Below are 14,406 nucleotides of genomic sequence, written 5' to 3'. Positions count from 1 at the left end.
ATATGCCGGACTGGCCTTGCGCAGCGCGCTACGACCGATTCTGGACGCGCCTTTCCCCGGACGGATGCAGCGTGCGCTGCAATAGAGGGGGCGTCCGGACGCCCGTTCATCAGCCCGGCCGCTGCATCTTGAACAGGGCATCCTCGCGGATCTCGAAATAGTCCCCCGGGCCGCCGCCACGCAGGATCGGGTGCGCCGCGGCCGTCTTATAGGCCCCCTCCGCGATCAGCTCGGGCGCGATATGGATCCCGACCACTTCGCCGAGGATCATCCACTGGTCGAGCGCGCGGCCTTCCCTGGTTTCCAGGCGCAGCGTCTGGGTGTGGCGGCATTCGAACGCGACCGGGCTCGCCGCGACCCGTGCCGGCTTGACCAGGCGGGAGGGGAGGGTGGCGATCCCCGCCAGGGCGAATTCGTCGACCTCGGGCCCGACCGTCGCGGCGCTGCGGTTCATCACGTCGGCGAGATCGCGCGTCACGAGGTTCCAGACGAACTCGCCGGTCGCGGCGATGTTGGCGGCGCTGTCCTTCCAGCCCATCGAGGCGAACCCGATGATCGGCGGGCGATAGTTGAACAGATTGAAGAAGCTGTAGGGTGCCAGGTTGCGCGTGCCGTCTTCCGAGAGCGTGCTGATCCAGCCGATCGGGCGCGGCGCGACGATCGAATTGAGCGGATCGTGGTCCAGACCCGGAATGCCCGCAGGACCATCCTTGGGCTCGTAGAAATGATGATTCGACATGGGGATGGTCCTCGCGGCGCGGTTTACGGTGGGCGAACGTCGGGAATGCGGTTAGGTGTAACCATCTCCGGCGACGGCTCGAATAGGCACCTGTATGACCGACGCAACCCGCTCCCCCGCAACGACCCCGCCGCCCGGTGCTGGCACGCCGATCTACCGGCACCGGCTGACAACGCGGATCTGGCACTGGGTGTCCGTGATCACGATTTTCATCATGATCGGCAGCGGGCTGACGATCCTCAATGCGCATCCGCATCTCTACTGGGGGCAGTTCGGCGCGAATTCGGACCATGCCTGGCTCGATACGCCGCGCGCGCCGCCCTGGCTGACGATTCCCGCGGGCTATAATCTCGCGGTCGCGCGGCGCTGGCATCTGCTGTTCGCGCTGGTGCTCGGCTTCGGGCTGCTGGCCTTCATGGCGGCGAGCCTGATCAACCGGCATTTCCAGCGCGACCTGGCGATCCGCGCGCGCGAGCTGGCGCCGGCGCACCTGTGGTATGATGCCAAGGAGCATATCGCGCTGCGCTTCCACGATCCGAAGCAGCCCAATGCGCGCAACATCTTCCAGAAGCTGGCCTATGTGCTGGCGATCTTCATCCTGCTGCCCGCGATGATCGTCACGGGGCTGGCCCTGTCGCCCGGAATGGATGCGGCATGGCCGTGGCTGCTCGATATCGTCGGCGGGCGTGCCTCGGCGCGCTCGGTGCATTTCATCGCAGCGTCGGGGCTGGTGCTGTTCATCATCGTCCACCTCGTCCTCGTGATCCTGGCGGGCGCCTGGCCCGAGACGAAGTCGATGATCACCGGCTGGTGGCGCATTCCCGGCCACGACAAACGCGAGGATGCGGCATGAGCAGCCTGATCACACGACGCGCGCTGGTCACGACCGCGGCGCTGGGCACCGGCGCGTTGCTCGCCGGATGCGACCGGGTCGCGGACATTCCGGCGGCGCGGAAAATCCTGTTCTCGGGCGAAAAGCTCAACCTCGGTCTGCAGCGCGCGCTGTCGAACCGGCACAGTCTCGCGCCCGAATATCGTGCCGACCAGATGTCGCCGTTCTTCCGCACCAACGGGACGAGCAATCCCGGCACGCCCGATTATGCCGCGATGGTCGCGGACAAGTTCGCGAACTGGCGGCTCAAGGTCGGTGGCCTCGTCGCCCGGCCGCTCGCGATCTCGCACCAGCAGCTGATGGCGATGCCGGCGCGGACCCAAATCACCCGGCACGACTGCGTCGAGGGCTGGAGCGCGATCGGCAAGTGGCACGGGCCGATGCTCGGCAGCGTGCTCAAGGCGGCAGGAGTGAAGGACAGCGCACGCTACATCGTCTTCACCTGCGCCGACCTTTATTCGGGCGCAAATTACTATGAGTCGATCGATTTGATCGACGCCTTCCACCCGCAGACGATCCTTGCCTGGGGCATGAACGACCAGCTGCTCGACGTCGGCCACGGCGCGCCGGTGCGGCTGCGGCTCGAGCGGCAGCTCGGCTACAAGCACGCCAAATACGTCATGGCGATCGATGCGGTGCCCACGCTCGCGGGCATCGGCCGCGGCAAGGGCGGCTATTGGGAGGACAATGTCGATTACGATTGGTATGCGGGCATTTGAGGCGTTAATGGGCCGCACATGGCTCTTATCGATTTGTTTCTCGCCAAGCGCGTTCAGCGTGGCACCCTCACCGTACACCACGCCGATGGCAAGACCGTCCGCTTCGGAACGCCCGATGCGCGGTTTCCCGACGTAACCATCCGCTTTACCGACCCCGGCGCCGCCGCCGCGATCGTGCGCGACCCCGGGCTTGGCGCGGGCGAGGCCTATATGAACGGCCGGCTGCTCGTCGAGCAGGGCGACGTACGCGATCTCGTCCGGTTGCTGACCGCGAACGACCCGTGGGAAGCGGGCGCGAACGGCCTCGCCGCCTCGCCGATGCGCCGCGCGATCCAGGCGGTGACGCATCGCTTCGGCCGCATCAACATGGCGCGCCGCTCGAAGCGCAACGTCGCGCATCACTACGACCTGTCCGATCGCCTCTACGACCTCTTCCTCGACATCGACCGCCAATATAGCTGCGCCTATTACACCACCCCCGGCAACACGCTGGAACAGGCGCAGAGCGACAAGAAGGCGCATATCGCCGCCAAGCTCGCGCTCGCGCCGGGGATGACCGTCCTCGATATCGGCTGCGGCTGGGGCGGGATGGCGCTGTACCTGCATCAGCATACCGGCGCAGACGTGCTCGGTGTCACGCTGTCGGAGGAACAGCTCAAGGTCGCGCGGCGGCGCGCGCAGGAGGCGGGGGTCGCCGATCGCGTCAAGTTCGAGCTGATCGACTATCGCCACCTGACCGGCACGTTCGACCGGATCGTCTCGGTCGGCATGTTCGAGCATGTCGGCCCGGCGCATTACAAGACCTTCTTCCGCCAGTGCCGCGACCTGCTGACCGAGGACGGCGTGATGCTGCTCCACACGATCGGGCGCGCCGGCGGGCCGGGCGTCACCGACAAATGGACGACCAAGTACATCTTCCCGGGCGGCTACAACCCTGCGCTGTCGGAGATCATCGCGGCGAACGAGGGCCTGCGCTTCATGGTCACCGACGTCGAGGTGCTGCGGTTGCATTACGGCTATACGCTCGACGACTGGTACGACCGCACCGTCGCCGCGCGCGAGCAGATCATCGCCTTGTATGACGAGCGTTTCTACCGGATGTGGCAATTCTACCTCGCGGGGGCGGGCGCGGCGTTCCACTTCGGCGGGATGGTCAATTACCAGATCCAGTTCGCGCGCAACCGGCACGTCCTGCCGATCACGCGCGACTACATGATCGAGACCGAGCGCGCTTTTCGGGGCTAGCCCGTTGCACCCTGTCGCCCCCTCGCATAGGGGGCAGCCGAACACGAAGGATCCTGCCCGTGACCGATAAGATCAACCGCGTAGTCCTCGCCTATTCGGGCGGCCTCGATACCAGCGTCATCCTCAAGTGGCTCCAGCAGACCTATCAATGCGAGGTCGTCACCTTCACCGCCGATCTCGGGCAAGGCGAGGAGCTCGAGCCTGCGCGGCGCAAGGCGCAGCAGGCGGGCGTCAAGCCAGAGCATATCTTCGTCGACGATCTGCGCGAGGAGTTCGTGCGCGATTACGTCTTCCCGATGATGCGGGCCAATGCGCTCTACGAGGGGCTGTACCTGCTCGGCACGTCGATCGCGCGGCCGCTGATCGCCAAGCGTCAGATCGAGATCGCGCGGATGGTCGGCGCGGATGCGGTCAGCCACGGCGCGACCGGCAAGGGCAACGATCAGGTCCGTTTCGAGCTCGGCTATTATGCGCTCGCACCCGACATCAAGGTGATCGCGCCGTGGCGCGAGTGGGACCTCACCAGCCGCACCCGGCTGATCGAATGGGCCGAGCAGCACCAGATCGAGATCCCGCACAACAAGCGCGGCGAGGCCCCGTTCTCGACCGACGCGAACATGCTCCACACCTCGTCGGAAGGGCTCGTGCTCGAGAATCCGTGGGACGAGGTTCCGGACTATGTCTACTCGCGCACGGTCAATCCCGAGGACGCGCCCGATAGTCCTGAGACGATCACGATCGATTTCGAGCGTGGCGACGGTGTTGCGCTCAACGGCGTGGGCATGTCGCCGGCGTCGCTGCTGGAAGCGCTCAACGAACTGGGCCGCAAGCATGGCATCGGGCGGCTTGATCTGGTCGAGAACCGCTTCGTCGGCATGAAGTCGCGCGGCATGTACGAGACGCCGGGCGGCACGATCTATCACATGGCGCATCGCGGGATCGAGCAGATCACGCTGGATCGTGGGGCTGCGCATCTCAAGGACGAGCTGATGCCGCGCTATGCGGAGCTGCTCTACAACGGCTTCTGGTTCTCGCCCGAGCGCGAGATGCTCCAGGCCGCGATCGACCACAGCCAGGCGAAGGTCGAGGGGACCGTCCGGCTCAAGCTGTACAAGGGGTCGGTCAACGTCACCGGACGCAAGTCGCCGCAGTCGCTTTATTCGGAGAAGGTCGTCACGTTCGAGGACGATCAGGGCGCGTATGATCAGCGCGATGCCGCCGGGTTCATCAAGCTCAACGCGTTGCGCTTGCGGCTTTTGGGTCGGCGGGACCGGTAACGCACTGATGCCGCCACCCCGGCGAAGGCCGGGGCCCAGTAGCGAAGGCCAATGTCAGCTAGGCGCAACGCCCGCTCATGACCGGCTCGCTACTGGGCCCCGGCCTTCGCCGGGGAAGTGCAGAAACTAAGAAGACGTAGAAATGACGGGGCCAGCCCCTCTAGGGCAGAGCCGGCCCCGTTCCCCCGCTACGCAACCCGGGGGAAACCGAGAAACCCGTTAGCGGCAGTAGCCGGGACGCCCGTCGCGATCGATCGCGCGGCCGGCCAGTGCGCCGCCGCCCGCACCGAGCACGGTGCCCAGCGTGCGGTCGCCCCGCCCCGCCACGACGTTGCCGAGCAGACCGCCGGCAATCGCGCCGATGATCGTCCCGCTGTCGCCGCTACGGCAGCCGTTGCGCGCAGTGTTGTAGTAGCGCCGGTCGTTATACCCGCGGTCGTCGTAGCCGCGGCGGTCGTCGCGATAGCCGCCACGGTATCCGCCGCGATAGCCGTCGTCGCGATTGTAGCCGTCGCGATACGCCTGGTCATAGGCATAGCCATCGCCACGGTCGTAGCGCTGTGCGCTGGCGGGGGTTGCAGCCAGACCGGAGGCGGTAACGGCCATCGCAGTCGCGGCGAGCATGAGCGTCTTGAACATCGTCGTCTCCTCTCGGTGGGTGTGTCCCGATGCTCCGGTTATGACCGAGTCGTACTGAGACGAGCCTGAATGTGCTTGTTAGCGGGCGTTCATGCGCGAATGCCGGTTGCGCGGCGCGGCCGGCTCCCGCAGGGGCTGTCGGTGCGATTCCTGACCTGCGCCCTGTTGTTCGTGCTGTTCGTGCCCGATTGGAGCGGCCCGGCCCGCATCACCCTGCTCGGGCCGGACCCGGCCTTCACGGTCGAACCGGTCGCGCTCGACCCCGCCCATCCCGCGCGAAAACGCGTTGGCGACCTGGTCTATCTGGGCGGCGTCCAACTGCGCAGCGACGATCCGCAGTTCGGCGGCTTTTCCTCGCTGGCGATTGCCGGCGATCGGTTCACCCTGCTCAGCGACAGCGGCGATATCGTCCGCTTCGTGCTCGATCGCCGCTGGAAGGTGCATGATCGTACCTATGCGGAACTGCCCGATGGCCCCGGCACCGGTTGGGAAAAGCGCGACCGCGACAGCGAATCGATGAGCGTCGATCGCCGCACCGGGGCGATCTGGGTCGGGTTCGAGAATAGCAATGCGCTGTGGCGCTACGATCCGACCTTCACCCGCGCGCAGGCGCATGTGGTGCCGCCGGTGATGAAGAACTGGCCCGAGAACAAGGGACCCGAGGCGATGACGTTGCTACCCGGCGGCGGGATGGTCTCGATCGCCGAGCAGACCCCCTGGCCCGGCAGGAAGGGGCGGGCAGGCGTCGTCTTTTCCGGCGATCCGACGCGGCATCCGCGCGCGGGCTTCCGCTTCGACTATGTGCCGCCCAAGGGCTACAGCCCGAGCGACATGACCGTGCTGCCCGACGGGCGCTGGCTGATCCTCAACCGCGGTTTTGCCTGGTTCCGATTCTCGAACGTGCTGACGATCGTCGATCCGGCACAGGTCCGGCGTGGCGCGACCGTCCACGGAAGCGACATCGCGACGCTCGCGAGCCCGCTCACCCACGACAACTTCGAGGGGGTCACGGCAACGCAAGAAGGCCGCGCCACCATGCTCTGGCTCGTCTCGGACGATAACCAGTTGCCGGTGCAGCGCAGCCTGCTGCTGAAGTTCAGACTGGATCCGGTCGCACGCGGCGACCGGAACTGAGGCTTACGCCGCAGGCGCCTGTGCAGCGACGAGCTTCTTGGCGACGTCGCGCTTGAGGCGACGGCAGCGCAACGACAGCTTGTCGTTGGTCGTCTTGACCAGCCAGTTGTCGAGACCGCCGACATGCTCGACCGAGCGCAGGCCGTGCGCCGAGACGCGCAGCTTGATGCTGGTGCCCAGCGCGTCCGACATGAGCGTCACGTTCTGCAGGTTCGGCAGAAACGTCCGCTTGGTCTTGTTGTTCGCGTGGGAAACGTTGTTACCCACCATCCGGCCCTTGCCGGTCAGTTCGCAAATGCGCGACATCGTGAATTCCTGAATGTCCGGTGGGGCCCGTGACGAACCCCTAGAAGGGGGCGCGCTTACCCAAAGCATCCGGCCCCGTCAACCGATTCAGCCTTAAAGCTGTAATGATTGGGTGGCACGGCGGGCCTCGACAGGCGGTCAATGCAACCTTCCGCAACGACGCCGCGTTTGATTACGGTAACGAATTGAACGCAACGATAAAGGGATGACGGACGATGCGCTTTCTATTGGCTCTGGTGGGGATCGCAGCCCTGGTCGTGGTAGCGCTGGTGTCGCTCGGCATGCTCAAGCTCGACACGCGCGCCGGCGCGCTGCCGTCGGTCAGCGTCAACGGCGGCAAGGCGCCCGCGGTCGATGCCAAGATGGCGACGGTCGAATTCGGCACCGCGAACAAGTCGGTCGAAGTCCCGACGGTCGGCACCACGACCAAGACGATCTCGGTCCCGACGCTCCACGTCAACAAGCCGGTCGACTCCGACGGCAACACCGTCACCACGCAGTAACGTGCGCTGGCCCGGGGCCGCGGCTTCGGGCATGACGCCGGGCATGTCGATCGCGTCGCTCCTGCTCCCGCCCGCAATGCGCGCCGCGCTCGCCGCGGCGGCGTCCGCCGCGGTCGCGGGTGAGGTGCCGGTCGGTGCGGTGGTGGTGCGGAACGGCGAAGTGATCGCCACCGCCGCCAATGCACCGCGCACGCTGCACGATCCCACCGCGCATGCCGAGATGCTGGCGATTCGCGCGGCGGCGGCGGCGCTCGGCGACGATCGACTCGGGGAGTGCGACCTGTGGGTCACGCTCGAACCGTGCGCCATGTGTGCGGGTGCGATCGCGCACGCGCGAATCGCGCGGCTCTATTACGGCGCGAGCGATCCCAAGGGAGGCGCGGTCGAGCACGGACCCCGGTTGTTCGCGCAGCCGACGATCCATCACCGGCCCGAGGTTTTCCCGGGAATCGGCGAAAGCGAGGCGGCAGCCTTGTTGCGCGCTTTCTTTGCGGAACGGCGCTGATCCCGATTAACCGATCCGTCGAATCCCGTCCGCCGACAGCAGGGCGGTTGTGAAATTCGCCGAATCGCGCAAAGGACGTGTGGCGCCATGCACCCAACCCCATCCTTTCCCTGGATCGACGTCGCGATCATCTTCGCGCTCATCCTGCTCAACGGCGTTTTCGCCATGTCGGAACTCGCAATCGTGTCCGCGCGCAAGGCGCGGCTGGAGGCGATGGCGCGCAGCGGCAAGCGCGGCGCGCGCGCCGCGATCGCGCTGGCGGCCGATCCCGGCAAGTTCCTGTCGACCACCCAGATCGGCATCACGCTGATCGGCATTCTGGCGGGTGCCTATTCGGGCGCGAGCCTCGGCGGGCCGGTCGCGGCGCGGTTGCAGTTTCTCGGGCTCAGCGCCGAGCTGACGCAATCGGTCGGCTTCGCGTTAGTCATCGGCATCACGACCTACGCCTCGCTGGTGATCGGCGAGCTCGTCCCCAAGCAGATTGCGCTCCGCGCGCCCGAGCCGATCGCTGCGACGATGGCGGGGCCGCTGATGGGGCTCGCCTGGGCGACCGCGCCGGTGGTGTGGCTGCTCGATTCGTCCTCGGGGCTGCTGTTCCGGCTGATGCGGCTGAAGCGCGAGACCGAGGAGCATGTCACCGCCGAGGAGCTGCACCTGATCGTCGCCGAGGCGTCCAAGTCGGGCGTGATCGAGGAGCATGAACGCTCGATCATCTCGGGCGTGGTGCGGCTGGCGGATCGCCCGGTGCGCGAGGTGATGACGCCACGCACCGACATCGAATGGATCGACGCGACGCTCGACGAGGCGGGGATTCGCGCCGCGCTGATGACCGCGTCGCACAGCCGTTTGCCGGTGACCGAGGGATCGGTCGATACGGTGATCGGCGTGGTGCAGGCGCGCGACATCGCAGTGGCGCTGTTCAAGGGGCAGCCGCTCGACGTCCGCGCACTGATGCGACAGGCGCCGGTGGTGCTCGACCAGATCGACGCGATGGACGCGCTCGACGCGCTCCGCCAGGCCGAGGTGCCGATGGCGCTGATCCATGACGAATACGGGCATTTCGAGGGGATCGTGACGCCGGCGGATTTGCTGGCCGCGATCGCGGGCGAGTTTGCGTCGGATACCGATCCCGAGGAAGCGCCTTCCGTGGTGACGCGCGATGACGGGTCGCTGCTGGTGGCGGGGCAGATGGCGGTCGACGCGCTTGCCGAGCGGCTCGGGATCGACCTGCCCGAGGACCGCGACTATGCGACCGTTGCAGGCCTGGCGCTCGCGGTGTTCCGGCATCTGCCGGGCGAGGGCGAAAGTTTCGTCGAGCAGGGCTGGAAGTTCGAGGTGGTCGATCTCGACGGGCGACGGATTGACAAGCTGCTGGTGAGCGAAGCGCGGTAGCTTGGTAGCTTAGGGTAGCTTCGTAGCTTCAAAGGCATCTCGCTTCCCTGGCGAAGGCCGGGGTCCAGTCGCGACACGGTCCTGGCGAATGCCGTGCCGGATGCCACAGACCACTTCTACTGGGCCCTGGCCTTTCGCGAGACCTCTGCAAAAGTTGGTTTGCCGACCGGTCCTTTGCTGTTTTCCCGCGAAGGCGGGAATCCAGGGCCAAGCAAACAACAGCTTACAGTTCTTGTGACTCCTGGACTCCCGCCTTCGCGGAGAACAATTGTGGTTTCGCAAGAGGTTTCGCCTGCGCCGGGGCAGGGTGCCAGCCACAAGAAAGCCGCAGCATGCGCGCGACGGAGGATACCGGGGGCTCGCTCGGAATACCGCCTTATCCGCCCAGCTTCCCGAATTGCGCTTCATATCCAGCCCGGTCGCCAGCGCTGAGCAATTTGGCCTGTTCGATCCAGCGATCCCGCGCCATCCGGCCGCGGAACGCGCCCAGCCTGGCGTCGAGCGCCTCGGCGTCCGCAGGGGTCAGCGCGGCGATCTGGTCGATCCGCGTGATGCCGTTATCCGCGAGCGTCGCAGCCAGCTTGGGGCCGAGGCCCTTGACCTGCGTAAGCGGGCCACCGCCGGGCGCCGGTGCCTCGGTCGCGGCCGGTGCGCGCGGCACGGGGACCGTCGCGTCTGCCGCCCGCATTGATGGGGGTGCCGTTGCGGCAACGGCGGGCGCGGCGAGCGGAGCAGGCGCGGCACCCGGGGATTCTGCAACTTCGCGCGCCGGGGCTTCCACAGGGGCTGCCACTGGGGCTTTCACTGGGGTCGGCGCCTCCGCCGGACCGGATGGTCGTTCAGGCACGTCGGACGACAGCGTCGCGACTTCGGTCCCGTCCGCCGAGACCGTTGGCTCGTGCGTCGCACCGTGCGCCTCGGCGACCTCGAAATTCTCCTGGACCTGCTTGCGCGCATTCCTGCGGCGGCGGGCGAGCATGCTGCCCCACACGATCGTCGCCACCGCCAGCACGGCGAGCACCACCATCAACGCGACGTGGACGGTGGTGATCGGCACCATGAAGTCGATCGCCTGGTTCGGATTGTCGGGCGTGGCGGCCATCGGATACTCCTACATCGGTTGCGCGGTCCTAGCGCAGGCCGTCCATCGCCGTCGCGTGGAAATTAAGCGCGATCGTCCGCGCGCGCGATCTCGCGCCAGCCGATGTCGCGGCGGCAGAAGCCGGTCGGGAAATCGATCGCGTCGACACCACGATAGGCGGCGTCGCGCGCCGCGCCGATCGTCTCGCCGAGCGCGGTCACCGCCAGCACGCGGCCGCCCGACGCGACGATGCCGCTTTCGGTCTGGCGGGTCCCCGCCTGGAAGACGATCGTGCCGGTCAATTCGGCGTCGGCAATGCCGTCGATCGCACCGCCCGCCTCGGGCATGCCGGGATAGCCGTTCGCGGCGAGCACCACCGTCAACGCAACCGCGTCGCGCCACTGCGCCCCGCCGTGTTCGGCAAGCGTGCCCTGCGCGACCGCGAGCAGGATCGGCACCAGATCGGACTCGAGCCGCATCATCAGCACCTGGCATTCGGGATCGCCGAAGCGCGCATTATATTCGATCAGCTTGGGGCCATCGGCGGTGAGCATCAGCCCGGCATAGAGCACGCCCGAAAACGGCGTCCCCGCCGCCGCCATCGCCGCCACCGTCGGCGCCACGATCTCGTCGAGCGCGCGCGCTTCCAGTTCGGGGGTCAGCACGCGTGCGGGGCTGTAGGCGCCCATGCCGCCGGTATTGGGGCCGCTGTCGCCCTCGCCGACGCGCTTGTGGTCCTGCGCGGAGCCGAACGGGAGGATCGCGGTACCGTCGGTCAGGACGAACAGGCTGGCTTCCTCGCCGTCGAGGAATTCCTCGATCACCGCTTCGCCGCCGGGTTCGGCGAACAGGTCGCCCAGCGCCGCCTCGGCCTCGCCGAGCGTCGCTGCGACCGTCACACCCTTGCCCGCCGCGAGACCGTCCGCCTTGACCACCACCGGCAGCAGGAAGCCGCCGAGCGATGCCAGACCCTCGTCGAGCGTCTTTACATGGACATAGCGCGCGGTCGGGATATGCGCGGCGTCGCACAGCGCCTTGGTGAACGCCTTCGATCCCTCGAGTTGCGCGGCGGCCTTGTCCGGCCCGAACACCGCGAATCCCGCCGCCCGCAGCGAATCGCCGAGCCCGTCGACCAGCGGCGCTTCCGGCCCGATCACAACCAGTTCGATCGCGTTGGTCGTGCAAAACGCAGTGGTCGTTGCATGATCGCGGACGTCGAGCCCGACGAGCGTCGCATGTTCCGCAATCCCCGGGTTGCCCGGCGCGGCAAAGAGCGTATCGCACAGCGGCGACATCGCGAGCTTCCAGGCCAGCGCGTGTTCGCGACCACCCGATCCGATCAGTAGGATATTCATGTCGGACCCTCTTTTTGACGCCGCGGCCCGCCTCCTAGCCCTGGATGCCGCCGCCGACAACGCCACTCCGGCGGCTGCCTCGCCGGGCAATTCGGTGATGAGCGTTGGCGAGTTCGCGGGCAAGCTGAAGCGCACGGTCGAAAGCGAGTTCGGCAGCGTGCGGCTGCGCGGCGAGATTTCGGGGTACAAGCGCGTGGCGTCGGGCCATGCCTATCTGAGCCTCAAGGACGACAGCGCGGTGCTCGACGGCGTGATCTGGAAGGGGCAGGTGGCGGCGCTCGGGTTCCAGCCGCAGGACGGCGCGGAGGTGATCGTCAGCGGGCGGATCACGACCTATCCGGGCCGCTCGAAATACCAGATCATCATCGACCGGATGGAACTGGCGGGCGAGGGCGCGCTGATGGCGCTGCTCGAGAAACTGAAGGCGAAGCTCGCCGCCGAGGGGCTGTTCTCCGCCGACCGCAAGCAATTGCTGCCGTTCATGCCCCGCACGATCGGCGTCGTCACCTCGCCGACGGGTGCGGTGATCCGCGACATTCTCCACCGGCTCGAGGATCGCTGCCCGACGCATGTGCTGGTATGGCCGGTCAAGGTGCAGGGCGCGGGCGCAGCGGAGGAGGTCGCCAAAGCGATCCGCGGGTTCGACGCGATGCCGCCCGAGACGCGCCCCGACCTCGTCATCGTCGCGCGCGGCGGCGGGTCGATCGAGGATCTGTGGGCGTTCAACGAGGAAGTCGTCGTCCGTGCGCTCGCGGCGTGCAGCATCCCGACGATCTCCGCGATCGGGCACGAGACCGACACCACGCTCGCCGACTTCGCCGCCGACCGGCGCGCGCCGACGCCGACCGCCGCCGCCGAGATCGCGGTACCGGTCCTCGAAGACCTGCGTCTGACGGTCGCGAGCTATGGCCAGCGCACCGGCAAATGCGCGCGGCGCTATCACGACCGCGGACGCGAGCAACTCACCGCTCTGGTCCGCGTGCTGCCCAAGCGCGACGCGCTGCTCGGCCCGCAGCGCCAGCGCGCGGACGACGTCGGCGCGCGGCTCGATCGTGGGCTGGAGCGCCGCGTGACGCTCGCGCGCGGGCAGCTCGACCGCTCGGCGGGGGCGTTGCGGCTCGCGACGCTCGAGCGCCAGCTCGAGCGTGCGCGCGATCGCACCGCGGCGGCGTGGCGGCTGGTCCAGTCGCTCGGGCCGAACAGCATCCTCGATCGCGGCTATGCGTTCGTCTCGACCAGGGCGGCGGTGGGCGGGGAGGTCGTCGGATCGGCGGCGGCGGCGCGCGCGGCGGGGTCCGTGACGCTCCATTTCCGCGATGGCGAGGTCGATGCCAAGGTTGAGCGCGGCGGCGGCAAGGCGTATGCTGGTCCATCCGGCGACCAGCCGACGCTGCTCTAGCCTGTTCTCCTGTTCGAAAGCGCCGCTCCGATGCTCATGTCCAATACCGATCGCCCGGCGCGGCTCCATTTCATGGCGAACGGTTTTCGGGTGCTGAACCCGGGCGATCATGTCGTCTGCGCGGTGTCGGGGACGCGGATCGCGCTCGACGACCTGCGCTACTGGAACGTCGCGCGGCAGGAGGCCTATGCCACCGCGGCGCTGGCCACCCAGGCGATGGGTGACGGCGCTGCCGCATAAGCTGCGCGCGCGGGGGGCGTCGACCCGCCCTGCCGTGTACGCGGTCGCCATGATCCTGGCGGCTGCCCCGTTCGTTCCGGCCCGGGCGCAGGATCTTCGCGCGACGGCGCCTGTGCCGCGCGCGGACGGCGTCGCCGGCGCGGGGTTTCGCTATGCGGGGAGCATGATCCAGGGCGGGCTGGTGCGCGCGACCGCGCCTGAGCGGACGACGCAGGTCCTGTTCGACGGCGTCGCGGTTCCGGTCGCACCCGATGGCCGGTTCGTCATCGCGTTCGATCGCGACGCCGGGCCGAGCGCGTCGCTCGTCGCCATGCGTGACGACGGCAGCATCGTCCGCGACACGCTGACCGTCGCGCCACGCGCGTGGGATATCTCGCGGCTGGCAACACTCCCCAAGATCCCCGTGCCGCAACCCGAGTTCGACCGGTTGCGCCCCGCCGAACTCGCGCAGATCGCGGCCGCGCGCCGGATCCAGACCGATGCGCAGGGGTGGCGACAGGCGTTCGTCTGGCCGACGACGGGGCGGATCTCGACGCTGTTCGGGTCGCAGCGGATCTACCAGAATGGCGAGGCGGGGTCGTATCACTCCGGGCTCGATGTCGCCAAGCCGACCGGCTCGGTGATCGTCGCGCCGGCGGACGGGGTGGTGATCCTGGCGGCGGACCATCCCTTCACGCTCGAGGGCAACCTGCTGATGATCGACCACGGCATGGGGGTGAACACAGCCTTCCTGCATCTGTCGCGAATCGACGTGCGGGTCGGCGACCACGTCCGGCGCGGCCAGCCGGTCGCGCTGTCCGGCGCCACCGGCCGCGCGACCGGGCCGCACCTGCACTGGAGCCTGCGCTGGCGCGATGCGAAGATCGACCCGCTGCTGGTGGCGGGGCCGATGCCCGAGGTGGAAAAGTAGCGTTTTGTGTGCGTTGCAGCACAAGTGTTGCGCAATTGTAACAGCGCGACGCAATTAATATTGATCTGTT

General features: G+C 67.7%; 16 protein-coding genes. 11 read left to right on the top strand and 5 right to left on the bottom strand.

From position 1 onward, the window contains the following. Window positions 1-109: 109 nt before the first annotated feature. Window positions 110-739, bottom strand: coding sequence for a flavin reductase family protein (locus L8G49_RS12940; RefSeq protein WP_242186228.1), 630 nt, complete (start codon window positions 737-739; stop codon window positions 110-112). Between the two features lie 94 nt (window positions 740-833). Between L8G49_RS12940 and L8G49_RS12935 the strand changes: the two genes are divergently transcribed. Genes L8G49_RS12935 through L8G49_RS12920 form a run of 4 tightly spaced genes read left to right on the top strand, consistent with a single transcriptional unit; the run spans window position 834 to window position 4,872 of the window. Continuing rightward, complete coding sequence (locus L8G49_RS12935) at window positions 834-1,592, top strand: cytochrome b/b6 domain-containing protein (RefSeq protein WP_242138640.1); 759 nt, start codon at window positions 834-836, stop codon at window positions 1,590-1,592. Next, window positions 1,589-2,350 carry a molybdopterin-dependent oxidoreductase gene (locus L8G49_RS12930; RefSeq protein ID WP_242186227.1) on the top strand — a complete coding sequence of 254 codons (762 nt, stop codon included), beginning with the start codon at window positions 1,589-1,591 and terminating at the stop codon, window positions 2,348-2,350. Before L8G49_RS12935 ends, L8G49_RS12930 begins: the two co-directional genes overlap by 4 nt. A gap of 18 nt (window positions 2,351-2,368) precedes the next feature. Beyond that, complete coding sequence (locus tag L8G49_RS12925; RefSeq protein WP_242186226.1) at window positions 2,369-3,595, top strand: cyclopropane-fatty-acyl-phospholipid synthase family protein; 1,227 nt, start codon at window positions 2,369-2,371, stop codon at window positions 3,593-3,595. A 59-nt stretch (window positions 3,596-3,654) separates the two neighbouring features. After that, a complete protein-coding gene (locus L8G49_RS12920) occupies window positions 3,655-4,872 on the top strand; it encodes an argininosuccinate synthase (RefSeq protein ID WP_242186225.1) in 1,218 nt (405 codons plus the stop codon). Between the two features lie 219 nt (window positions 4,873-5,091). Here L8G49_RS12920 and L8G49_RS12915 read toward each other — a convergent pair whose 3' ends face one another. Further along, window positions 5,092-5,511 (bottom strand): glycine zipper 2TM domain-containing protein, encoded by a 420-nt coding sequence (locus L8G49_RS12915; protein WP_242186224.1) that lies wholly within the window; start codon window positions 5,509-5,511, stop codon window positions 5,092-5,094. Between the two features lie 141 nt (window positions 5,512-5,652). Here L8G49_RS12915 and L8G49_RS12910 point away from each other — a divergent pair, with 141 nt between their 5' ends. Beyond that, on the top strand, window positions 5,653-6,645 hold the full coding sequence (locus L8G49_RS12910; RefSeq protein WP_347272064.1) for an esterase-like activity of phytase family protein: 993 nt from the start codon (window positions 5,653-5,655) through the stop codon (window positions 6,643-6,645). Window positions 6,646-6,648: 3 nt separating this feature from the next. On the opposite strand, the gene rpmB is transcribed toward L8G49_RS12910, so the two are convergent. After that, window positions 6,649-6,951: a 50S ribosomal protein L28 gene (rpmB, locus tag L8G49_RS12905; protein ID WP_010215119.1), complete on the bottom strand. Its 303-nt coding sequence runs from the start codon at window positions 6,949-6,951 to the stop codon at window positions 6,649-6,651. Between the two features lie 215 nt (window positions 6,952-7,166). Between rpmB and L8G49_RS12900 the strand changes: the two genes are divergently transcribed. The 3 genes from L8G49_RS12900 to L8G49_RS12890 all read left to right on the top strand — a co-directional run bounded on the left by L8G49_RS12900 (window position 7,167) and on the right by L8G49_RS12890 (window position 9,351). Beyond that, entirely contained in the window at window positions 7,167-7,454 is a 288-nt protein-coding gene (locus L8G49_RS12900; RefSeq protein ID WP_242186221.1) for a hypothetical protein, read from the top strand. A gap of 76 nt (window positions 7,455-7,530) precedes the next feature. Beyond that, window positions 7,531-7,959 (top strand): nucleoside deaminase, encoded by a 429-nt coding sequence (locus L8G49_RS12895; protein ID WP_242186390.1) that lies wholly within the window; start codon window positions 7,531-7,533, stop codon window positions 7,957-7,959. An 87-nt stretch (window positions 7,960-8,046) separates the two neighbouring features. Further along, a complete protein-coding gene (locus L8G49_RS12890) occupies window positions 8,047-9,351 on the top strand; it encodes a hemolysin family protein (RefSeq protein WP_242138647.1) in 1,305 nt (434 codons plus the stop codon). Window positions 9,352-9,727: 376 nt separating this feature from the next. Here the strand turns inward: L8G49_RS12890 and L8G49_RS12885 are convergent, their stop codons facing one another. Both L8G49_RS12885 and purD read right to left on the bottom strand, forming a co-directional pair. Continuing rightward, on the bottom strand, window positions 9,728-10,453 hold the full coding sequence (locus L8G49_RS12885; RefSeq protein ID WP_242186220.1) for a hypothetical protein: 726 nt from the start codon (window positions 10,451-10,453) through the stop codon (window positions 9,728-9,730). Between the two features lie 62 nt (window positions 10,454-10,515). Next, window positions 10,516-11,787, bottom strand: coding sequence for a phosphoribosylamine--glycine ligase (gene purD / locus L8G49_RS12880; protein WP_242186219.1), 1,272 nt, complete (start codon window positions 11,785-11,787; stop codon window positions 10,516-10,518). Between purD and xseA the strand changes: the two genes are divergently transcribed. Genes xseA through L8G49_RS12865 form a run of 3 tightly spaced genes read left to right on the top strand, consistent with a single transcriptional unit; the run spans window position 11,786 to window position 14,336 of the window. Then, a complete protein-coding gene (gene xseA, locus L8G49_RS12875) occupies window positions 11,786-13,186 on the top strand; it encodes an exodeoxyribonuclease VII large subunit (RefSeq protein ID WP_242186218.1) in 1,401 nt (466 codons plus the stop codon). The genes purD and xseA overlap by 2 nt on opposite strands. Window positions 13,187-13,216: 30 nt before the next feature. Beyond that, complete coding sequence (locus tag L8G49_RS12870) at window positions 13,217-13,426, top strand: DUF2093 domain-containing protein (RefSeq protein WP_242138651.1); 210 nt, start codon at window positions 13,217-13,219, stop codon at window positions 13,424-13,426. Between the two features lie 34 nt (window positions 13,427-13,460). Further along, window positions 13,461-14,336: a M23 family metallopeptidase gene (locus L8G49_RS12865; RefSeq protein WP_242186217.1), complete on the top strand. Its 876-nt coding sequence runs from the start codon at window positions 13,461-13,463 to the stop codon at window positions 14,334-14,336. Window positions 14,337-14,406: the final 70 nt, after the last annotated feature.

Origin of the sequence: Sphingomonas sp. CARO-RG-8B-R24-01 (assembly GCF_022662295.1) — a bacterium.
Lineage (GTDB): Bacteria > Pseudomonadota > Alphaproteobacteria > Sphingomonadales > Sphingomonadaceae > Sphingomonas.
The sequence above is the reverse complement of the archived record's forward strand: the minus strand, read 5'-3'. Positions and strand labels throughout refer to the sequence as shown.